Below are 19749 nucleotides of genomic sequence, written 5' to 3' on the forward strand. Positions count from 1 at the left end.
GGCTCGGACCTGCTGAAGGTGATCTGGCGCGAGTGCCGGGTCGGCCTGGTCCTGGGCGCCCTGCTGGCCGTGCTGGGCCTGGTGGTGGGCACGGTGTTCGTCGGCGCGAAGGTCGCCCTGGTGGTCGGCATCACCCTGGTGCTCATCTGCGGCTGGGCGGCGACCATCGGCGGCACCATGCCGCTGCTGGCCAGACGGCTGCGGATCGACCCGGCGGTCGTCTCCGCCCCGATGGTCACCACCCTCGTCGACGCCACCGGTCTGATCCTCTACTTCCTGACGGCCAAAGCCGTCCTGGGCGTGTGACACACACCGCAGCGAAAGCCGGCGGCTCGGCCTCCTTCCGGCCGTCGGTCACCCGCGCGGCGAGCACCGGATCTTCCTGGAGGTCGAACGCGTCGCCGCCGAGCGCATGACCGCGGACGGGACACGGGTGCTGCTCCACGCCGAGCGGACCGGCGTCGAGGCGCACCGGAGGCGGCGGAGGCGGGCGACCACGGCGAGGGCCACGAGATCGTGTCCGGCACTCCCGGCGTACGGCTCACCCACGGCGGCCGGTACCTGCCGCACTGCGCCGTGTCCCGGCCGGCGGGGTGGGCTCCGGTGCCGGCCAGGGCCCGCCTCCACCCGATCGAGCCGGAGACCGATGACACCGCCCTGCCCACCGGACTCACCGCACGGCCTCAAGGCCGCCTCGGCCGCGGCGCGGGGCGGCGAAGGACAGTTTGCAATGGGATTCATTTTCACATAGCGTCCCGGTAGCCACAGACCCGGAGGTTCGCCATGGCCGTACCCAAGCGGAAGATGTCCCGCAGCAACACCCGCCACCGCCGCGCCCAGTGGAAGGCCCGCACCCCGCGACTGGTGCCGGTCACCGTGGACGGCACGTCCTGCCTGGTGCCGCAGCACCTGGTCGGGGCGTACCGGCGCGGCCTGCTGCGCCCCGAGGACTGAGAACGGCATGACACACCAGCGGCTGCCGGTGACCGTCCTGTCCGGGTTCCTGGGCGCGGGCAAGACCAACCTGCTCAACCACGTCCTGGCCAACCGCCAGGGCCTGCGGGTGGCGGTCATCGTCAACGACATGAGCGAGGTCAACATCGACGCCGCCCTGGTGCGCGGCGGCCAGGCCGCTCTGTCGCGCACCGAGGAGCGCCTGGTCGAGATGACCAACGGATGCATCTGCTGCACCCTGCGCGACGACCTGCTGGAGGAGGTCGACCGCCTCGCCCGCGAGGGGAGGTTCGACCACCTGCTCATCGAGTCCAGCGGCATCTCCGAGCCGATGCCGGTCGCCGCCACCTTCGCCCTTCCCCGCGATGACGGCGCCACCCTGGCGGACCTCGCCGACCTGGACACCATGGTCACCGTCGTCGACGCCGCGAACTTCCTGCCGGAACTGACCGCCGGGGACGGGTTGGCCGAGCGGGACCTGGCCCCGTACGAGGACGACGAGCGCACCGTCAGCGACCTGCTGATGGACCAGATCGAGTTCGCCGACGTCATCGTGCTCAACAAGCTCGACCTCGTCGGCGCCGGGGACGCCGGCCGGCTGCGGGCCGCCCTCACCCGGCTCAACCCGGCCGCCCGGATCGTGCCCGCGGCCCACGGGCGGGTGGACCTCGGCGAGGTCCTCGGCACCGGGCTGCTCGACCTGGAGAAGGCGCAGCAGGCACCGGGCTGGGTGATGGAGCTCAACGGCGACCGCGTACCGGAGACCGAGGAGTACGGGATCTCCTCCACCGTCTTCCGCTCCGACCGCCCCTTCCATCCCGAAAGGCTGTGGCCCTTCGTGACCGAGCGCCTCGACAGCGGGGAGTTCGGGCAGGTCCTGCGTTCCAAGGGCTTCTTCCACCTGGCCTCCCGCCCGCACGTGACCGGGCTGTGGTCCCAGGCCGGCTCCGTCGCCCGCTTCGAGCCCTCCGGCGCCCGCGAGGCAGGAGACGGCCAGGGGCAGGAACTGGTGTTCATCGGCACCGGCCTGCGCCCGGAAGCCCTCGGGGCCGCCCTGTCCGCGTGCCTGCCGGCCGGCGGCGAGGCGGCTCCGTTCCACGATCCGTTCCCCGCGTGGGACACCCACGGCATCGAGGACGCCTGCGAGCACGACCACCCGCAGCCGCTGCCGGCGGGGTGACGGACTCCGGGCCGGGCGGTGGTACAGCCACGGCACCGCCCGGTGCGGACGCCGGGCCGCCGCGTCCCCGCGCGGCTCCACCGTACGTCCCCGTTTCACCGGCCGCGCGCGAGGTTACCCCGTATCAGGCCGCCGGTTTCCCACACGCGGCCGCGCAAGCGACGAGAGCGGGCAGGAGGGCGCCTGGCGCCATGACCGATGTGAACGAGGAGCCGGGTACCCACCGCACCCCCGCGTCCGCGAGGGGCGGGGCCGGGCTGGGCCGGCCGCTGCTGCGCTGGCTGACCACCACCGACCACAAGGTGATCGGCAACCTGTACATCGCCACCGCCTTCGCCTTCTTCCTGGCCGCCGGGGCGATGGCCCTGGTGATGCGGGCCGAGCTTGCCGCACCGGGGCTGCAACTGGTGAACAACCACCAGTACAACCAGCTCGTCACCATCCACGGCACGGCCATGATGCTGCTGTTCGCGACCCCGATGTTCGCCGGGTTCGCCAACGCGGTGATGCCGCTGCAGATCGGCGCGCCCGACGTGGCGTTCCCCCGGCTGAACGCCTTCACCTACTGGGTGTTCCTGCTCGGCGGTCTGATGGTGGTCTCCGGCTTCCTCACCCCCACCGGTGCCGCGTCCTTCGGCTGGTTCGCCTACGCCCCCCTCAACAACGAGGCTTACTCGCCCGGCCTGGGCGCCGATCTGTGGACGATGGGCCTGGTGGTGGCGGGGCTGGGCACGATCCTGGGCGCGGTCAACTTCATCGCCACGATCATCTGCCTGCGCGCACCCGGCATGACGATGTTCCGGATGCCGATCTTCACCTGGAACGTGCTGTTCACCTCGATCCTGGTGCTGATCGCCTTCCCGCCGCTGAGCGCCGCGCTGCTGGCCCTCCAGTCCGACCGCACCTTCGGCTCGCACGTCTTCGACCCCTCCAACGGCGGCGCGCTGCTGTGGCAGCACCTGTTCTGGTTCTTCGGTCACCCCGAGGTCTACATCGTCGCGCTGCCCTTCTTCGGCATCATCACGGAGATCATCCCGGTCTTCAGCCGCAAGCCGATCTTCGGCTACCTCGGCCTGATCGGGGCGACCATCGCCATCACCATGCTGTCCGCGGTGGTCTGGGCGCACCACATGTTCGCCACCGGCGCGGTGCTGCTGCCGTTCTTCTCGCTGATGTCGTTCCTGATCGCGGTGCCCACCGGGGTGAAGTTCTTCAACTGGATCGGCACGATGTGGAAGGGCTCGCTGAGCTTCGAGACGCCGATGCTGTGGGCGATCGGCTTCCTGGTCACCTTCCTGCTCGGCGGGATCACCGGTGTCATCCTGGCCTCGCCGCCGATGGACTGGCACGTGACCGACTCCTACTTCGTGGTGGCGCACCTGCACTACGTGCTGTTCGGCACGGTCGTCTTCGCGATGTTCGGCGGTTTCTACTTCTGGTGGCCGAAGTTCACCGGAAGGATGCTCGACGAGCGGCTGGGGAAGATCCACTTCGCGCTGACCCTGGTCGGGTTCCAGGTCACCTTCCTGGTCCAGCACTGGCTCGGCCAGTTCGGCATGCCGCGCCGCTACGCCGACTACCTGGAGGCAGACGGCTTCACCGCCCTCCATCTCGTCTCCACGGTCGGCTCGATGATCCTGGGGGTCTCGACGCTGGTGTTCCTGTACAACCTCTGGTGGACCGCCCGCTACGGGAAGAAGGCCGAGGGGAACGATCCGTGGGGCTACGGCCGCTCGCTGGAGTGGGCGACCTCCTGCCCGCCGCCGCGGCACAACTTCGTCTCCATGCCGCGCATCCGCAACGAGGGCCCCGCCTTCCGCCTGCACCACCCGGAGATCACGCCGCACGAGCAGCGCAAGCCGCTGGAGCCACCGGAGCCGGAGAAGCAATGAAGGCCGAGACCTGTCTGTTCGGCGGGGTGGCACTGTTCTTCGCGCTGACCGCCACCGTGTACGCCGTCTTCGCCGACGACCCGGCCGGGACCGCCGCCCTGTTCGTCGCCTTCCTGATGGCCTCGCTGGTCGCCTTCTTCCTCGCGGTGCAGCACCGCAGAGCGGGCGGCAGGCCGGAGGACCGGCGCGGCGGCGAGATCGCCGACCGCGCCGGTCCGGTGGACTTCTTCCCCGACGGCAGCCCGTGGCCCCCCGTCGCCGCGCTCGGTGTCACCCTGACGGCGGGCGGGGTGGTGCTGGGCCTGTGGTTGTTCCTGATCGGGTTCGGCGTTCTGGCGGCGGGGGTGTCCGGTTTCGTCCTCCAGTACGCCCGGCGGGACTGACCCCGGTCACTCCCGGGCGCCGGTGCGCTCCAGTTCGCCGGGGCGTTCCGGCATGGGCGTCTCCGCCGCGTCCCGGTAGTACCAGCGGCTCAGCGCCGCCCGTACACGCCGCACCCGCCTTCCCTCCGGACCGGGCTCCAGCGGGCTCGGCACCTGCCGCGCCCGGGCCCGCAGCACACCGCGCTCGTAAGGGGACAGCTCCCGGTGGGAGGGCTGGAAGCCGCCCTCGACCGACTGCCGCACCTCTCCCGTCGGCTCGCCCTCGGCCAGACGCTCGGCGTCCCGCTCCCGCAGGGCCAGGCACAGCCGCTTGGTGACGGCGAAGACCAGCACGGGCGCGAGGAAGAGGGCCACCCGGAAGAACCAGACCAGTCCTTCCAGCGGGATGCGCAGGACGTGGGAGAGCACGTCCTGGCCCCCGGCCGCCAGGAGGACCGCGTAGAAGGTGACGCCGGCCGCCCCCAGCCCGGTGCGGACCGGGTGGTCGCGGGGCCGGTCGCACAGGTGGTGCTCGCCGGGGTCGTGGGTGATCCACCGCTCGAAGAACGGATAGGCGTACAGCACCAGGAACACGGCCGCGGGCAGCAGTAGCGCGGGGACCAGGGGGTTCCACGCCACGGTGTGGCCGGCGACCGTCGTCTCCGCCCCGGGCATCAGCCGCAGCGAGCCCTCCAGGAACCCCACGTACCAGTCCGGCTGGGACCCGAAGGAGACCTTGTCGGGGCGGTAGGGGCCGTACGCCCAGACCGGGTTGACCTGGACCAGGCCGCCGGTGAGCACGAGGACGCCGGTGACCGCGAAGAACAGGCCGGCCGACTTGGCGGTGTACTGGGGGAACAACGGCTTTCCCGCCACGTTGCGGTTGGTGCGGCCCGGCGAGGCCCACTGGGTGTGCTTGTGGTAGACGATCAGGAACAGGTGGAGCACGATCAGGCCGACCAGCAGCCCCGGTACCAGCAGGATGTGCAGCGAGTACAGACGGGGGACGACGTCCTCGCCGGGGTACTCGCCGCCGAAGGCGAAGAAGGCCAGATGGGTGCCGATCACCGGGACGGAGAGCATGACGCCCTCGGTGATCCGCAGTCCCGTCCCCGACAGCAGGTCGTCGGGGAGCGAGTAGCCGCTGAACCCCTCCACCGTCGCCAGCAGGAACAGGGTGACCCCGACCATCCAGTTGACCTCGCGCGGCCTGCGGAACGCCCCGGTGAAGAAGATCCGCAGCATGTGCACGGCGATCGCGGCGACGAACACCAGTGCCGCCCAGTGGTGGGTCTGGCGCACCAGCAGGCCGCCGCGCACGTCGAAGCTGATGTCCAGTACCGAGGCGTACGCCTCGGACACCGGCGCCCCGCGCAGCGGCGCGTACGAGCCGGTGTACACCGTCTGGGCCATGCTCGGTTCGAAGAACAGCGTCAGGTAGACACCGGTCAGCAGCAGCACCGCGAAGCTGTACAGGGCCAACTCGCCCAGCAGGAAGGACCAGTGGTCGGGGAACGCCTTGCGCAGCAGTTCGCGCGCGGCTTCGGACACCGGCAGCCGCCGGTCCAGCGTGCGGTAGCCGTGCCGCGTCGCCTCCCCCGCCTCGTTCCTCCACCGCGCTCGTCCTCTCGGCAGCAACATAGGCGCCCTTTCTCGCCTTCACCACGCGAAGCACGCCAGTGCCCGCCGAGCCGTGTGCCAAACGCCGGGCACCCGGCGTCCCGGCGGGAGGAGGACGTGATCTCGGCGGACGGGGCATCCGGGGGACCGCCGGTCGGGGCCGCGCCTCCGGCCGCTCGGGGTCCGCCCCGGCGGCCGGTACCGGGGTCCGCCGGTCTGGGGCCGGGGCTCCGGGACGGGCACCCACGGCGCGTACACCGTCGCCGGGCTCACAGGCCGCCCACGCGAAACGCCCGGCCGGGAAGCCCCGGCCGAGCGTCCGCGCGAACCGCTCGCGGTCCGATCGAGGCGGCCACTGCCGCAACGCCCCTGGAGACCGCCGGGTGAGCGGCGGGCCCCGGGGGTCTCAGGCGTTCGGCGGCACGTGCGGCGGGCGTCCCGAGCCCCGCGTCAGCGCGTATCCCCCGATGCCCGCGAGCGCCGCCAGCACCGCGCCGGACACCGTCCACACCCAGCGGTCGGACCACCGGCCCGACGACCAGCCGCCGTCCGGCTCGACGCCCGACAGCACGGCCGGCGCCCGGGAGCCGTCCTCGTCCCCCTGCCGCGCCACCGCGACGCCCGGTACCAGCGGCTCGGCCAGCCGGCCGTCCACGGCCGCCGAACCGCCGATCTCCTTGGACTCCACCCGTACCTCGGCGGCCACCGGCTGCCCGAGGTCGGCCGTCCGTACGCCCACCGCCGTCAGCCGGAGGTAGTACGTGCCCGGCAGCGGGTCGTCGGCCCACGGCTCCGACCAGGCCCGCACCGTGCGCAGCACGCACGCCAGCTCCACCGACTCGGCGCCCGCGGCGGCGGTGCGGGTCTGCGCGCCGTACTGGCAGGCCTGGCGGCGCCTCAGACCGTCGTAGACGTCGATCTGCCAGGTCTGCGCCGCGTGCTCCCGCGGGAGCTTCACCGTCGCCTCCACGGTGGGGCGTTGACCGGTGTCGGCCGGGAACGACCAGTACAGGTAGTCACCGGCCGAGGCGTTCGCCGTCGCCGTCCGCCCCTGGTCGATCTCCGTCGCCGTACGGAACGACGTGCCCGCCGACGTGGGCGCCGCGCTGTCCCCGGACGGGCTCGCGGACGGCGTCGAGTCGGCCGCGGCGGGCCCCGCCGCGAGGCCGAGCGTCAGCAGCGCGGCGCTCACCACGCGTATGGTCCACATCAGTTGGTCCTCCACACCGCGACACGCCAACGCGACAGCCAGCCCCACACCATGCCCGCGAGGAAGCCGGCCGGCACCAGGACGCCGAGCAGCCACCAGCCGCGGCCGAGCCCGAAGGAGGCCACGTCGCCGGCCTGCGACGGCCCCTCGACCACGTCCACGGTCAGCTCCAGCGGCATACCGGGGCCGGTCTTCACCCCGGACGCCGCCGAGAAGGAGTTCGTCACCCGCAGGCACACCGTCTCCGCCTCGGTCTGCGCCTCCTCCTCGTCGTCGCCGTCCGGCTTCGGGTAGCGCAGACCCGTGGAGATCACGTCGGTGCGGCCGTTGCCCGCCGCCTCGCCGCGCACGATCTCCCGGCCGTGCACCGTGGCCGCGCGCAGCAGCACCCCGTAGTCCGGGTTCACCGCGCGGTCCGCCGCCACGCTCACCGAGGCGCGCAGCTCCTGGCCGGGCGCCACGTCCACCCGGTACCAGCGTTCCTGGCCGAACTCCTGGCGGTCGGTGTACAGGCCGGACTTCAGGGCCGGCGCATCGGCGCACCGCTCCGCGCCCTCCACGGCCACCGGCGTCACCACCGGATCGGCCGCCCGTTCCACCAACTGGTTGACCTTCTCGGTGAGTTCGTCGGTGTGCTCCACCGAGGTGTAGGTGCCGCCGGTGGCCTCGGCGATGCAGCTCAGCTGCTGCCGCATCTTCGTGTTCGGCACCAGTCCGAGGGTGTCGATGGTCAGGCCGATGCCCTTGGCCGCGATCTCCCGGGCCACCTCGCACGGGTCGAGCGGGGCGCAGGTGTCCTCGCCGTCGCTGATCAGCACGATCCGCTTGGAGCCGTCGCCGCCGTCGAGGTCGTCGGCGGCCTTCAGCAGGGCCGGACCGATCGGTGTCCAGCCGGTCGGCGTCAGCGTGGCCACCGCCGCCTTGGCCTCGGTGCGGTCCAGCGGGCCGACCGGGTACAGCTGCGCGGTGTCCTTGCAACCCGCCTTGCGGTCGTCGCCGGGGTAGTCGGCGCCGAGTGTGCGGATGCCGAGCCGGACCTCCTCGGGGGTGGCGTCCAGCACCTCGTTGAACGCCTGCTTGGCCGCGGCCATCCGCGACCGCCCGTCGATGTCCCGCGCGCGCATCGAACCGCTGACGTCGAGCACCAGGTTGACCTTCGGCGCGTCCGCCGTGACCTCGTCGGCGGCCGCCCCGTCCGGGAACGCGATCCCGGTCGCGAGCAAGGTCGCGAGCACGGCGAGCAGGGCTCCGAGCCCTGTCGCCGACCGTTGTTTTCTGATCATCGGCGGATCCTATTGATCTCCACCGCCGCGATCCAAAACAGGCTCGGGGCAAAGCGGTTGGGGCGGCACCGTCCACGGGCGGCCGGGATCCCGGCGGCCCGACTCGGATGTGCCCGCTCCAGAGGCCGGTTGCCCGTCCCTTTCCAGACACCGGCGGAAACGCGCGGATGCTCCGTACGGCAGCGCCCTCGCAGCGGCCGAGAGCTCACCGGCCACGGCCCGGGCGGGAACGCCACCACCTCCGCGCGCGGCGCTTCCGGCGCCGGAAAACCGGTTCCCGTATACCCCCGGCCCGTATATCGTGCGGGGGTTGGACGGGAGCCTGCCCATGGCCCCGGAGAGCCAGAACCGTGGGGGCAGTGATGGACCATGCGTCTTCGAACCACGACCCTGCCGTGCACCGCTCCGGTGCTCACACCGGTCAGGACCACGCCGTACACGGCGACCACGGCCATCACGGGCACGTACACGTGCACGGCCCGCACGACAGCACCGGACACGGCGGGTCCCATCGGAGCGGCGCCTCCTGGCGCACGGCGGCACAGGCGACGCTGCACTGCCTGACCGGTTGCGCCATCGGCGAGGTCCTCGGCATGGTCATCGGAACGGCTCTGGGACTGCACGACGGCGTCACCGTGGCACTGGCGGTCGCGCTGGCGTTCCTCTTCGGCTACGCCCTGACCATCCGCGGCGTGCTGAAGGCCGGCCTGACCCTGCGCGAGGCGCTCAAGGTGGCCCTGGCGGCGGACACCGTCTCGATCCTCGTGATGGAGGTCGTCGACAACGCCGTCATGCTCGCGGTCCCCGGAGCGATGGACGCCGGGCTGGCAGGCCCGCTGTTCTGGGGTGCGCTGGCTTTCGCCCTGGCCGTGGCCTTCGTGCTCACCGTGCCGGTCAACCGCTGGCTGATCGCCCGCGGCCGCGGCCACGCGGTCGTCCACGCCCACCACCACTGACCGCCTCCCCGGCCTCCGCGCGGGCCGGCGGCCGTGCCCGTCACACGGTGCGGCCGCCGGCCCGCGCCGCCATAGGCGCCGGAGGCGGTCAGGAGGAGCAGCCGTTCCTACGGGCGGGGGCGGGGGACGGGGAGGGCGCCTGCACTCGGCGTGCCATGGCGGCCAGGAGGCAGGCCAGCAGGCACCGGGTGGCCGGATGGTCCGCCACCCGGCGCAGGTCGGCGGTCGTCTGGGGGATCCTCACTCCGTCTCTCCCTTCTGCCCGGGGCCGGGCGTCGCGGTGAGGTGGTCGCGGAGCTGGTCGTCGGTGGGCTCGACGAGGACGGTGCCGTCGGGCATGACGAGGGTGGGGACGCGGCGGGTCCCGCGCTGCAGCCGGTAGACGGCCTTGGCGGCCTTCTTGTCGGCGTCGATGTCGTGGTAGCGGTAGGCGGCGCCGGCGCCGTCGAGCCGGGCCAGGACCTCTTTCACCTGCGGGCACCAGGCGGTGCCGTAGACCTCGATCTGCTGCATCGGGAGCCTCCGGGGCATGGGCGCCGCCGGGCACGGGGCTTCCGTGTCCGGCGGCGCCGGCGGTCGGTTCGGACAGTGGCGGGGCGTCAGCGGGCTTCCGCCGTACGGGGCTTGTCCTGCTCGGCCCCGGCGGGCTCGGCGGCCGCCTCGGGCGCGGGCGCGGGACGCAGGGTGAGCCAGGCGATGACGGCTCCGGCCGCGGCGATGGCGGCGGCTCCCAGGAAGGCCGCGGAGAAGCCGTCCGTGAGGGCGGCCGGGTTGCCCAGCTCCTGTGCGCCTCGCGAGGCGGCAACCGCGGTCATGGCCGCCAGGCCGAGGGCGGAGCCCACCTGGTAGCTGGTGTTGACGATGCCGGAGGCCAGGCCGCCCTCCTCCGGGCGGGCGCTGGAGACGGCGGTGCCCAGCGAGGGGATGAAGGCCAGCGACATACCGGCCGCCGCCACCAGGGAGGCGGGCAGCACGTCCGCCCAGAAGGTGCCGTCGGGGCGGACCAGGGACAGCCAGAACATGCCGGCCGCGAGCACCAGCATCCCGGCGACGACCAGCGGGTTGGGACCGAAGCGGGCGATCAGCCGGGGCGCCAGCACGATCATCATGACCATGATCGCGACCGTCATCGGCAGCAGCGCCGATCCCGCGGCGAACTCCCCCAGTCCCAGCACCTGCTGGAGGTAGAGGTTGAGGAAGAACCACATGGGGATCCAGGCGGCGGCCAGCAGGAGCTGGGCGACGTTGGCGGCGGCCAGGTTGGGGGCGCGCCAGATCCTCAGGGGCATCAGCGGCTCCCTGCGGCGTGCCTGGAGGGCGACGAAGGCGACCAGCAGCAGGGCGCCGGCGCCCAGCACCAGCCAGGTCCGCGCCGCGCCCCAGCCGGTCTCGGGAGCACGGACGATGGCGTAGACGGCGATGGCCAGTCCCGCGGTGACGGCGGTCGCGCCCAGGAAGTCGACGGAGCCGCGGCGGGGCGGGGCGGAGGGCATCAGCGCGGGCGTGAGGGCCAGGACCAGCAGGGCGATGGGGATGTTGACGTAGAACACCCACGGCCAGCTGGCGTACTCGGTCAGGACGCCGCCGAGGAAGACGCCGGCGGTGCCGCCCGCCGGGGCCGCGGCCCCGTACAGGGCGAACGCCTTGGTGAGCTCCTTGGGGTTGCCGCCGAAGAGCATCATCAGCAGGGTCAGCGCGGCCGGGGCGATCAGAGCGGCGCCGGCGCCCTGCACGGCGCGGCCGACCAGTTCGACCCACACCTCGCCGGCCAGGCCGGCGACCAGCGAGCCGGCGGCCAGTACGGCCCATCCGGCGCTGAAGACGCGCTTGGCCCCGAACAGGTCCGACAGCCGACCGCCGAGCAGCAGCAGTCCGCCGAAGGCGATGACGTAGGCGTTGAAGACCCAGGAGAGGTTCTCCTGGGAGAAGCCCAGGTCGGTCTGCATCTGCGGCAGGGCCACCCCGATGATCGAGGTGTCCATGATGACCATGAACTGGGCCAGCGCGATCAGCCCGAGCGCCTTCCAGCGACGGGGATTGGGCGGGGACGGGGCAGAGGACATCACACACTCCTATACGGGAGGGGGGTATACATCCGAGCATCGAAAAGGTACCCCCTAGGGGTATGTGTTGGCCAGTCCGGTCGCAGAAAAGTCCGCTCCGGAGGATGCGAACGGACGAAAGAGCGCCCCCGGGCGCGCCCGTCCTCCGGGGGAACGGCGGATCGCCTCCGCCGCGCCCGCCGCGGAGGCGTCCCCCGCTCCGCTACTCCGCGGAGCCGTCCCCTTGCGGCCGCCTCACCGTACGAGGGTGTCGGAGAGGAACCCGAGCACCCATCCCGCGCCCGCGCCGAGCACCAGGGTGGCCGACGCGGCGGCCACCGCCGTGCCCGCCGCCCAGCGCTCGGGCTCGGCGGTGGCCGCCCTCTCCCCCTTCCGCTCCCCGCCCCCACCGGACGCCCCGGCGTCCTGCGGGGGCGGACCGGGGCGGCTGATCGACAGGGCCGGCGCGATCCAGCGCAGGTAGTAGAAGAGACTGGCGACGGTGTTGGCGGCGGCGACGGCGGTCAGCCAGGCCATGCCCCCGTCCCAGGTGGCGGAGAAGACCGTCAGCTTGCCCATGAACACAGCCGTGGGCGGAGTGCCCACCAGGCCCAGGAGGCAGACGGTGAGGGCGGCGGCGAGCAGGGGCCGGCGCCTTCCCAGACCGCGGTACGCCTCCAGGGTGCGCGAGCCGGGCAGTGCGGCGGCGACGGCGAACGCGCCGAGGTTGGTGACGGCGTAGGCCGCGAGGTAGAGCAGCAGGGAGCGCAGGGCCTCGGCGCGTCCGGCGACGGCGACCGCCATCAGCAGGTAGCCGGCCTGGCTGATGGTGGAGTAGCCCAGCAGCCGCAGCGGATCGGTCTGGGCGAAGGCCGCCAGGTTGCCCAGCGTCATGGTCGCCACCGCCAGGACGGCCAGCAGCATCCGCCATTCGAGGGCCTGTTCGGGAAGGACGGTGAGCACCCGGTACAGGGCGACCAGCGCGCCGATCTTGGGGACCGTGGTGAGGAACGCGGCGGCCGGCACCGTCGCCCCCGACGCGGCGTCGGGCACCCAGAAGTGGGCGGGGACCGCACCGGCCTTGAACAGCGGGCCGGCCAGCAGCGCCACCGTCCCCACCGCGAGTGCCGCCACGGGCGCGCCGGGGAGCCCGTCGGCCAGGGCCGCGTAGTCGGTGGCGCCCCCCAGCCCGTACAGGACGGCGGTGCCCAGCAGCATGGTGATGCCCAGCAGCACACCGAGCAGATAGAGCTTCAGCGCTGCCTCGGCGCCGCGCGCGTCGCGCCCCCAGCCGGCCAGCGCGTACAGCGGGATGGAGGCCAGCAGGTAGGCGACGGCCAGCAGCAGCAGGTCGGACGCGCCCGCCAGGAGCACGGTGCCGAGCGAGCCGAGCAGCACCAGGACGCAGAACTCCGTTTCGCGCCGGTCGCCGCGCACCCGCCCCGACGCCAGCGCCAGGACGGTCAGGGCCGCGGCGGGGACGATGACGCGGACCGCGTCGGTGGCGCCGTCCAGGGCGTAGGTGCCGGCGTAGACGGTGCGGTCCTCCCCGGGCGCCGAGAACACCGCGGCGGCCAGGGAGGCCGCGAGCGCGGCGGCGGCCCCGGCGCGGGCGGCCCACTGGCGCCGGCGCGGCAGGAAGGAGCCGGCCAGCAGTGCGGCGACGGCGCCGAGCAGCAGCAGGATCTCCGGGAGGAGTGCCAGCGGATCCTTGTGCATGTCAGCCACCGTCACCTCCCCGGAGCACCGCGTCCGAGGGTCCCGTCCGCTCCATGCCGCTCACCACGCCGCTCACCGGGAGACCAGGCCGACGACCGCGCGGGCGGCGGGTTCGACCGTGTCCAGCAGCCACCGGGGCAGGACGCCGATGAGCAGGGACAGCGCCAGCAGCGGTGCCACGGACAGCAGTTCGGCCGGGCGCAGGTCCGCGCCTACCGGCTTCGGCCCGCGCCGGGCCCCGAGGAAGAGCCGGTGCAGCGCCCACAGGAACAGTCCGGCGGTGACCAGGATGCCCAGCAGGGCCAGGGCGGTGGCCACCGGTACGGCCCCCAGGCTCCCGGCGAAGATCTGGAACTCGGCGATGAAGCCGCTGAAGCCGGGCAGGCCCAGGCCCGCGAAGGCCGCTACGGCCGTCAGCGCGGCGAACCGCGGCATGGGTCCGGCCAGCCCGCCCCAGGCGTCCATCTCATAGGTGCCGCCGCGGTCCATCAGAACCCCGGCCAGCAGGAACAGGGCCCCGGTGATCAGTCCGTGACTGACCATCTGGACGACCGCGCCGGTGACGGCGGTGGAGCGGGCCTGCTCGTCGGTGCCGGCGATGAATCCGGCCGCGCCCAGGGCCAGCAGGACGTAGCCCATGTGGTTGACGCTGGTGTAGGCGACCATCCGTTTGAAGCTGCTCTGCGCCAGGGCGACCAGGGCTCCGTAGAGGGCGGAGACGACGCCGACGGCGACGAAGACCATCGCGTGGGCGCGCCAGTCCTCCGGCAGGATCGGCATGGCGATGCGCACGAATCCGTAGGTGCCCATCTTCAGCAGGATCGCCGCCAGGACGGCGGATCCGGCGGCGGGCGCGTCGGTGTGGGCCGGGGGCAGCCAGGTGTGGAAGGGGAAGGTGGGTGTCTTGACCGCCAGGCCGACCGCGATGGCCAGCAGCACCAGCGGGCCCGCCGCTCCGCCGCCCTGGAGCGGCGGGTCGGCGGTCAGTTCGGTGATGTCGAAGGTGTGCGGGTCGGAGGCCGCGTACAGGCCGATGAAGCCCAGCAGCAGCGCGAGGGAGCCGACGAAGGTGTAGAGGAAGAACTTCAGCGCCGACCGGGCGGCCTGCTCCCCGTGGCCCCAGCCGGCGATGACGAGGTACATGCCGACGATGGACAGGTCGAAGAAGAGGAAGAACAGGATCAGGTCCAGGGCGGCGAACAGGCCCAGGCAGGTGGTCTGGAGGGCCAGGAAGAGCGCGGCGAAGCGGCGGATGTCGCGCTGGCCGCGCAGCGAGTACACCGCGCAGGCGAGGAAGACGGTCGCGGTCAGGGCGAGCAGCGGCAGGGAGAGCCCGTCGACGCCGATGTGGTAGCCCGCGCCCGCGCCGGGGATCCACGGCCGGTCGGTCTCGTGGCCGATGCCCGGACCGTCGTACGTCGCCCACAGCGCGGCCACCAGCGCCAGGTCCGCTCCCGAGACCGCCACCCACAGCCACCGCACGGCCGCGTCGGGCAGACCGCGCCAGGCCAGCAGGACGAGGGCGGCGGCCAGCGGGAGGAAGACAGTCAGCGAGAGCATGCTCACCTCAGCAGCAGGAGCAGGACGGCGGCCGCGGTCAGCAGGACCAGGGCCTGGACGTAGTACTGGTGGAGCTGCCCGGTCTGCGGGCGGCGCGCCAGCTCGCCCAGGTACCGGGCGCCGTCGGCGACGCCCCGGACGGCCCGGTCCACCCCCGAGCGGTCGGCGGCGGACGCCCAGGAGGCCAGGCGCCGCGCCGCGGTGGCGGTACCGGTGGCGGCGCGGTCCAGGTCCGCGTCGTCGAACCGGGCCAGCCGGCGGCCGAGCCGGCGGACGGCCGCGGGGAGCCGTGTGGCGCCCCGGTCCAGCACCGCGTCGTCGAACCGGGCCAGTCCCCGGCCGAGGGCGAGGACCGGCCGTACGGCGACGGTGTGCGCGGCCGTCTCCAGGTGCAGCCAGCCCCGGGCCCAGGACGGTTCCGGCAGCCGGGGCGCCAGGGCGGCCGCGAACGCGGTCGCGGCCAGGGCGAGGACGGCGGTGGCGGCCATGGTGGCCGCGCCGGCCGACGGCTCGCCGGGCACCCCGACCGCCTGCTTCAGCTCTCCGGCCGGCGGCGGCAGGGCGAGGGCGCCCAGAACGGCGGCTCCGGCGGCGAGGACCGCCAGCGGCACGCTCCGGAGCGGTCCGGAGGCTCCCTCCTCCGGCTCCCGTACGGCCGTGCCGGAAGGCCCGGGGGCCAGCAGCAGGCCGAGCGCCTTCCCGGCGTAGAGGGCCGACAGGACGGCGGCGGCCAGCACCACCCCGTACAGGGCCGGGGAGTCCACCGCGGCCAGGATCTCGTCCTTGGTGGCCCACAGCGACAGCGGCGGCACCCCGGCCAGGGCGAGCGCGCCCACCGCGAACGGCAGGCCGACCGCCCGGTCCCGGCGGGCGGCCCCGCGCAGGGCGCCCAGGTCATCGGTGCCCAGCGCCGCCAGCCACACTCCGGCGGCCAGGAAGAGCAGCGACTTGACGGCCGCGTGTGCGACGAGGTGGGCGGTGCCGCCCGCGACGCTCCCGGCTCCGGCGGCCAGCACGACGAAGCCGAGCTGGGCGGCGGTGGACGCGGCCAGAAGCTGTTTGAGGTCCCGCTGGGCCAGGGCGACCGCGCCCAGCGCGAGCGCGGTGAGCGCACCGCCCCAGGCGGCGGCCGCCGCGGCCCAGCCGGCGGACTCCAGCAGCGGGCGCAGCCGCAGCAGCAGATAGCCGCCCATGGCGACCATGGCGGCCGAGTGGAGCAGGGCGCTGACCGGACTCGGGCCGAGCATCGCCTTGGACAGCCAGAAGGAGAAGGGGAGTTGGGCGGCCTTGCCGAAGGCGGCCAGCAGCACCCCGGCGGCGGCCAGGTGCAGCCAGGGGCCATCCAGCGCCGGCAGGGCGCCCAGGGCGAACCGGTCGGCGGCCGCGGTTCCCGCGGCGAGGGCCGCGCCGGCCGTCAGGTACAGCCCGAGGTCGCCCGCGCGGGTGGTGAGGAAGGCGGTCGTCCCGGCCGCCGCGGGGGCGTCCTCGCGCCAGCGGAAGGCGATCAGGGCGTAGGAGGTGGCCCCCATGACCTCCCAGGCCAGCAGCAGCGCGGTCAGGGTGGTGGCGGTGGCGGTGACCAGGACGGCGGCGACGAACAGCAGCATCAGGCCGAAGAACCGGGGCCGCTCGGCGCGGATGCCGGCCGCGGCGGAGAGCAGGACGAGCAGACCGACCGCCGCCACCGTCACGATCACCGCGGCCGACAGCCCGTCCACCGCGAGCTCCAGCGGCCCGCCCGCCACGAAGCCGGCCCGCGCGGCGGGCCGGACGAGGGCGGCGGCGACCGCCAGGACGAGGGTGACCGCCGCGACGGCCACCGCGACGGCGGGCGCGGCGGGGCCCGTGCCGCCGGGCCGGTCGTACGTCCCGGCGGTGCGGCCTCCGCCGCCGGACAGGGCGAGGACGCCCCCGGTCGCGGCGGGCAGCAGCACCAGGGACCACAGCAGCGCGCTCGTCCCGCTCACCGTTTCAGCTCCGCGGCCATGTCGGTCATGTCGGCGTCCTTGGCGCGGAACAGCAGTGTCACCACGGCGAAGCCCATGGCCATGTCCACGGTCATGGCCGCGATGACCACCAGCACCAGGACCTGTCCGTCCGGGGCCGCCGGGGCGAGGAAGTACCAGAAGGCGGCCGCCGCCACGATGACGCCGTTGACCATCAGCTCCAGGCCCATCATCACCATCACCACGGACTGCTGGCTCAGCGCCCCGTACGTCCCGACGGCGAACAGGGCCGAGGCCAGCAGCAGGAACAGCTCCAGCGTCATGTGCCGCTCCCCTCCGGCCGGGAGGCGGCGTGCGTGCCGTGGCGGGCGTGGTCGATGCGGCCGCCGTGGTCGCCGTGGCCCGCGTGCGCGCCGGGTCCGCCGTGATCGGCATGGCTGCCGTGCCCGCCGCCGTGTCCGTTGTGCGGGCCGCGGCCTTCGCGGTGCCCGTGCTCCGCGCTCTCGTCGTCGCCGTACCGGCCGCGGGCGACGGCCAGTACGAGGGCCGCCACGATGGTGGTGAACAGCACCGCGCTGACACCGATCATCACCAGCATCTTCGAACCCATGATCGCTTCACCCGCCGCACGGGTCGGATCCGCCGGTGCGGCGCCTCGCCGGTCGGGCCAGGGCACGAGCAGCGCGAGGGCGGCCAGGGCCAGGAAGACCCCGCCGGAGACGGCCAGCGCCGCGCGCTTGCCGTGCAGCATCGACATCGGCATGAAACCAGCCGGGTTCATCATGAACATGACCATGAAGACGGCCATGATCGCCATCTCCATCACCATCATCAGCACCGTCACCACACCGAGATAGGCCAGGTCCAGCAGCAGGAGCGAGACGCCGACCGCGACGAACGACAGGGCCAGGGCATAGGTGGCCCGGGCCATGGAGTCCACCACGAACACCGCGGCCCCCGAGGCGACGGCCACCACGGCCAGCACACAGAACAGCGCGGTCTGCACTCCGCCTCACCCCTTCGCCACCATGACGGCGGACACCACCAGGACCTGCAGCAGCACCGCCGGGAGTGCCACCAGCCAGCCGATCCGGACGATCCGCTCGGGGCGCAGCACCGGCAGCCGGCGGTGGAGCACCACCAGCACCGCGAGGACGGCCAGCGTCTTGAGCAGCGACCACAGCCAGCCCGGCAGCCACGGCCCCGCGCCCCCGCCCAGGAACAGCGCGACCGCCATCCCCGACCCCGCCGCCAGCAGCGCGTACCGCCCGGCCAGCAGCAGCAGCCGGTCCACCCCGGCCGCCTCCGCGAGCACGCCCCCGGCCGCGTCACGCCCCACCGGGGAGGAGAACGGCCCCCACGCCCCGAAGGCGGCCACGGATCCCAGGAACACCACGAACGCCACCGGCATCCACACCACGAACCACAGCCCCTGCTGTGCCCGGACCACCTCGCCCACCCGCAGGCTCTCCGCCGCCACCGCGGGCGCGGTCAGCGCGAACATCAGCGGCAGTTCGTAGCCGAGCGCCTGGGCGACGAACCGGTAGCCGCCGACCAGCGGATACACGCTGTTCGGCCCCCAGCCCGCCAGCCACAGGGCCGCCCACAGGGTGACGTCCACCGTGTTGAACCAGACGACGCCCACCGGCAGGTCGGCCACCACCGTCCCGCCCACGGGCACCACCGCCGCCATCAGCAGGGCCGCCACCAGCGGCCCCGCCGTGCCGATCCGCCACAGCAGCCGGTCCGGTTCCACCGTGGTCCGGCCGCGCTGCCGCATCAGCCGTGCCGCCTCCGCCAGCGGACGGCTCCACCGGCGGCCGCGTACGGCCTGCGCCGTGCCGTCCGCGCCGATCCCGGCCGTGTCGAGGACGGAGTCGAGTACGGCGGCTGCCAGCGCCAGCGCCAGCAGCACCCCGGCCGCGGGCACCACCGCCCACACCGGCGCTCCGGTGACGGTCACCGCCCACCACCTCCGCCGCCGTGGCCGCCCTCTCCGTGACCGCCCCCGTGCCCGTGGCCCTCTCCGTGGCCCTGGTGCTGCCCGTGGCCCTGGTGCTGCCCGTGGTCCGGGGGCTCTCCGCGGTCCCGGTGTCCTTGGTGCCCCTCGTGCCCGCCGTGGCCGTGGCGGCCTTGGTGCGGCTCCTCGCCCGCACCCTCCTCCCGCGCCCCGTCCGGCTCCGGCCCGGCCGCCAGTTCGTCCGGATCGGGGTCGAGACTGGCCACCAGCAGCCGTACGGCGGACAGCTCCAGACCCGGCGTCAGCTCGACGACCGCGTCCAGCAGGCCGCGCGAGGGCGGGGAGCCGTCCGGGGCCCGGCTGCCGCGCGGGCCGCCCTCGGACACCTCCTCACCCGCCAGCGCCCCCTCCGCCTCGGTCAGCCACCGCAGCCAGCGCGCGGTCGCGTCGTGGGGCGGCCGGGCCCGTACGGCGGGACCGCTCACGCCCAGCCGCACCGCGTCGGCCGGGATGAGTACGCCGACGCCGTCCGTCGCCCACCGCAGCGTGCGTGAACGCTCCACCCGCCGCCGCCACGCCCCGAAGTCGGCGCGGACCGCGTCCGCCGGCTCGCCCGCGAGCAGCCGGTCGCGCAGCCTGCGGGCCCCGGCCGCGGCGGCCTCCCAGCCCGCCACTGTGAGCAGCCGCCCCAGCGAGTCCAGATGGCAGGCGGCCGTACGGGGCCCGGGGGCGGCGGGGTGACCGCCGTCGGCCTGCCAGAACGGCGGAGGACACGGCCCCCCGGAGGGAAGCACCCGCCCCTCGGCCCGCTGTACGACGTCCCCCTGCAGGACGGTGTCGATGACGAGCCCGGCCGGCCAGCCCGGCAGCACCGGCCCCAGCGGTACGTGCAGCACGTCCAGCTTCAACCCGTCCCGGTCCTCGGCCCGGTCGGCCGTCATCAGCCCACCGGGCATCCGCATTCCGCCGTGGCCTCCATCGCCGCCGTGGTCTCCGTGGCCGCCGTGGCCTCCATCGCCGCCGTGCCCGTCCTCGTGGTCCTCGTGGCCGCCGTGCTCTCCATGG

General features: G+C 73.8%; 19 protein-coding genes. 6 read left to right on the top strand and 13 right to left on the bottom strand.

Features of this window, described 5'->3' with window-relative positions; translation table 11 throughout:
- From BMY40_RS27155 to ctaF, 5 genes are all read left to right on the top strand, one after another.
- Nucleotides 1–306, top strand: a 306-nt coding sequence (locus BMY40_RS27155) for a magnesium transporter (protein ID WP_143071840.1), incomplete at its 5' end; no start/stop codon positions are given.
- Nucleotides 307–783: 477 nt separating this feature from the next.
- Nucleotides 784–954, top strand: coding sequence for a 50S ribosomal protein L32 (gene rpmF, locus BMY40_RS27160; protein ID WP_093663428.1), 171 nt, complete (start codon nucleotides 784–786; stop codon nucleotides 952–954).
- Between the two features lie 7 nt (nucleotides 955–961).
- The gene (locus BMY40_RS27165) at nucleotides 962–2134 is read left to right on the top strand and encodes a GTP-binding protein (RefSeq protein ID WP_093663429.1); all 1173 of its coding nucleotides are present in this window, start codon (nucleotides 962–964) and stop codon (nucleotides 2132–2134) included.
- 191 nt (nucleotides 2135–2325) lie between these two features.
- Nucleotides 2326–4026, top strand: coding sequence for an aa3-type cytochrome oxidase subunit I (gene ctaD, locus BMY40_RS27170; RefSeq protein WP_093663430.1), 1701 nt, complete (start codon nucleotides 2326–2328; stop codon nucleotides 4024–4026).
- On the top strand, nucleotides 4023–4409 hold the full coding sequence (gene ctaF, locus BMY40_RS27175; protein ID WP_093663431.1) for an aa3-type cytochrome oxidase subunit IV: 387 nt from the start codon (nucleotides 4023–4025) through the stop codon (nucleotides 4407–4409). Before ctaD ends, ctaF begins: the two co-directional genes overlap by 4 nt.
- Nucleotides 4410–4415: 6 nt before the next feature.
- Here the strand turns inward: ctaF and qcrB are convergent, their stop codons facing one another.
- The 3 genes from qcrB to BMY40_RS27190 form a co-directional block, all read right to left on the bottom strand.
- Entirely contained in the window at nucleotides 4416–6029 is a 1614-nt protein-coding gene (qcrB, locus tag BMY40_RS27180) for a cytochrome bc1 complex cytochrome b subunit (protein WP_093663432.1), read from the bottom strand.
- A gap of 385 nt (nucleotides 6030–6414) precedes the next feature.
- The gene (locus BMY40_RS27185) at nucleotides 6415–7218 is read right to left on the bottom strand and encodes a hypothetical protein (RefSeq protein ID WP_093663433.1); all 804 of its coding nucleotides are present in this window, start codon (nucleotides 7216–7218) and stop codon (nucleotides 6415–6417) included.
- Complete coding sequence (locus BMY40_RS27190) at nucleotides 7218–8501, bottom strand: VWA domain-containing protein (protein ID WP_093663434.1); 1284 nt, start codon at nucleotides 8499–8501, stop codon at nucleotides 7218–7220. The genes BMY40_RS27185 and BMY40_RS27190 overlap by 1 nt, the downstream gene beginning before the upstream one ends.
- 362 nt (nucleotides 8502–8863) lie before the next feature.
- On the opposite strand from BMY40_RS27190, the gene BMY40_RS27195 reads away from it, so the two are divergent.
- On the top strand, nucleotides 8864–9457 hold the full coding sequence (locus BMY40_RS27195) for a DUF4396 domain-containing protein (protein ID WP_093663435.1): 594 nt from the start codon (nucleotides 8864–8866) through the stop codon (nucleotides 9455–9457).
- A gap of 88 nt (nucleotides 9458–9545) precedes the next feature.
- Here BMY40_RS27195 and BMY40_RS28190 read toward each other — a convergent pair whose 3' ends face one another.
- The 10 genes from BMY40_RS28190 to BMY40_RS28195 all read right to left on the bottom strand — a co-directional run bounded on the left by BMY40_RS28190 (nucleotide 9546) and on the right by BMY40_RS28195 (nucleotide 19646).
- Nucleotides 9546–9701: a hypothetical protein gene (locus BMY40_RS28190; RefSeq protein WP_177214156.1), complete on the bottom strand. Its 156-nt coding sequence runs from the start codon at nucleotides 9699–9701 to the stop codon at nucleotides 9546–9548.
- Entirely contained in the window at nucleotides 9698–9970 is a 273-nt protein-coding gene (locus BMY40_RS27200; RefSeq protein WP_093663436.1) for a glutaredoxin family protein, read from the bottom strand. Before BMY40_RS27200 ends, BMY40_RS28190 begins: the two co-directional genes overlap by 4 nt.
- A gap of 86 nt (nucleotides 9971–10056) precedes the next feature.
- Nucleotides 10057–11520 carry an MFS transporter gene (locus BMY40_RS27205; protein ID WP_093663437.1) on the bottom strand — a complete coding sequence of 488 codons (1464 nt, stop codon included), beginning with the start codon at nucleotides 11518–11520 and terminating at the stop codon, nucleotides 10057–10059.
- A gap of 234 nt (nucleotides 11521–11754) precedes the next feature.
- The gene (locus BMY40_RS27210; RefSeq protein ID WP_093663438.1) at nucleotides 11755–13218 is read right to left on the bottom strand and encodes an NADH-quinone oxidoreductase subunit N; all 1464 of its coding nucleotides are present in this window, start codon (nucleotides 13216–13218) and stop codon (nucleotides 11755–11757) included.
- 72 nt (nucleotides 13219–13290) lie between these two features.
- On the bottom strand, nucleotides 13291–14778 hold the full coding sequence (locus BMY40_RS27215) for a complex I subunit 4 family protein (RefSeq protein ID WP_093663439.1): 1488 nt from the start codon (nucleotides 14776–14778) through the stop codon (nucleotides 13291–13293).
- 2 nt (nucleotides 14779–14780) lie between these two features.
- Nucleotides 14781–16745: a proton-conducting transporter transmembrane domain-containing protein gene (locus tag BMY40_RS27220; protein ID WP_093663440.1), complete on the bottom strand. Its 1965-nt coding sequence runs from the start codon at nucleotides 16743–16745 to the stop codon at nucleotides 14781–14783.
- Nucleotides 16742–17047 (bottom strand): NADH-quinone oxidoreductase subunit NuoK, encoded by a 306-nt coding sequence (locus BMY40_RS27225; RefSeq protein ID WP_093663441.1) that lies wholly within the window; start codon nucleotides 17045–17047, stop codon nucleotides 16742–16744. The genes BMY40_RS27220 and BMY40_RS27225 overlap by 4 nt, the downstream gene beginning before the upstream one ends.
- Nucleotides 17044–17730 carry an NADH-quinone oxidoreductase subunit J gene (locus BMY40_RS27230; RefSeq protein WP_093663442.1) on the bottom strand — a complete coding sequence of 229 codons (687 nt, stop codon included), beginning with the start codon at nucleotides 17728–17730 and terminating at the stop codon, nucleotides 17044–17046. Before BMY40_RS27230 ends, BMY40_RS27225 begins: the two co-directional genes overlap by 4 nt.
- Nucleotides 17731–17736: 6 nt before the next feature.
- Nucleotides 17737–18687, bottom strand: a complete 951-nt coding sequence (locus tag BMY40_RS27235; protein ID WP_093663443.1) for a complex I subunit 1 family protein — start codon at nucleotides 18685–18687, stop codon at nucleotides 17737–17739.
- Complete coding sequence (locus BMY40_RS28195; RefSeq protein ID WP_177214157.1) at nucleotides 18684–19646, bottom strand: hypothetical protein; 963 nt, start codon at nucleotides 19644–19646, stop codon at nucleotides 18684–18686. The genes BMY40_RS27235 and BMY40_RS28195 overlap by 4 nt, the downstream gene beginning before the upstream one ends.
- Between the last annotated feature and the right edge of the window lie 103 nt (nucleotides 19647–19749).

The sequence above is a fragment of the Streptomyces radiopugnans genome, from assembly GCF_900110735.1.
Classification (GTDB): Bacteria; Actinomycetota; Actinomycetes; order Streptomycetales; family Streptomycetaceae; genus Streptomyces; species Streptomyces radiopugnans.

What these genes read in the sequence shown, in the direction of transcription:
- rpmF (WP_093663428.1), top strand. Translation starts at nt 784, where the DNA reads ATGGCCGTACCCAAGCGGAAGATGTCCCGCAGCAACACCCGCCACCGC.
- BMY40_RS27165 (WP_093663429.1), top strand. Translation starts at nt 962, where the DNA reads ATGACACACCAGCGGCTGCCGGTGACCGTCCTGTCCGGGTTCCTGGGC.
- ctaD (WP_093663430.1), top strand. Translation starts at nt 2,326, where the DNA reads ATGACCGATGTGAACGAGGAGCCGGGTACCCACCGCACCCCCGCGTCC.
- ctaF (WP_093663431.1), top strand. Translation starts at nt 4,023, where the DNA reads ATGAAGGCCGAGACCTGTCTGTTCGGCGGGGTGGCACTGTTCTTCGCG.
- qcrB (WP_093663432.1), bottom strand. Translation starts at nt 6,029, where the DNA reads ATGTTGCTGCCGAGAGGACGAGCGCGGTGGAGGAACGAGGCGGGGGAG.
- BMY40_RS27185 (WP_093663433.1), bottom strand. Translation starts at nt 7,218, where the DNA reads ATGTGGACCATACGCGTGGTGAGCGCCGCGCTGCTGACGCTCGGCCTC.
- BMY40_RS27190 (WP_093663434.1), bottom strand. Translation starts at nt 8,501, where the DNA reads ATGATCAGAAAACAACGGTCGGCGACAGGGCTCGGAGCCCTGCTCGCC.
- BMY40_RS27195 (WP_093663435.1), top strand. Translation starts at nt 8,864, where the DNA reads ATGGACCATGCGTCTTCGAACCACGACCCTGCCGTGCACCGCTCCGGT.
- BMY40_RS27200 (WP_093663436.1), bottom strand. Translation starts at nt 9,970, where the DNA reads ATGCAGCAGATCGAGGTCTACGGCACCGCCTGGTGCCCGCAGGTGAAA.
- BMY40_RS27205 (WP_093663437.1), bottom strand. Translation starts at nt 11,520, where the DNA reads ATGTCCTCTGCCCCGTCCCCGCCCAATCCCCGTCGCTGGAAGGCGCTC.
- BMY40_RS27210 (WP_093663438.1), bottom strand. Translation starts at nt 13,218, where the DNA reads ATGCACAAGGATCCGCTGGCACTCCTCCCGGAGATCCTGCTGCTGCTC.
- BMY40_RS27215 (WP_093663439.1), bottom strand. Translation starts at nt 14,778, where the DNA reads ATGCTCTCGCTGACTGTCTTCCTCCCGCTGGCCGCCGCCCTCGTCCTG.
- BMY40_RS27225 (WP_093663441.1), bottom strand. Translation starts at nt 17,047, where the DNA reads ATGACGCTGGAGCTGTTCCTGCTGCTGGCCTCGGCCCTGTTCGCCGTC.
- BMY40_RS28195 (WP_177214157.1), bottom strand. Translation starts at nt 19,646, where the DNA reads ATGCGGATGCCCGGTGGGCTGATGACGGCCGACCGGGCCGAGGACCGG.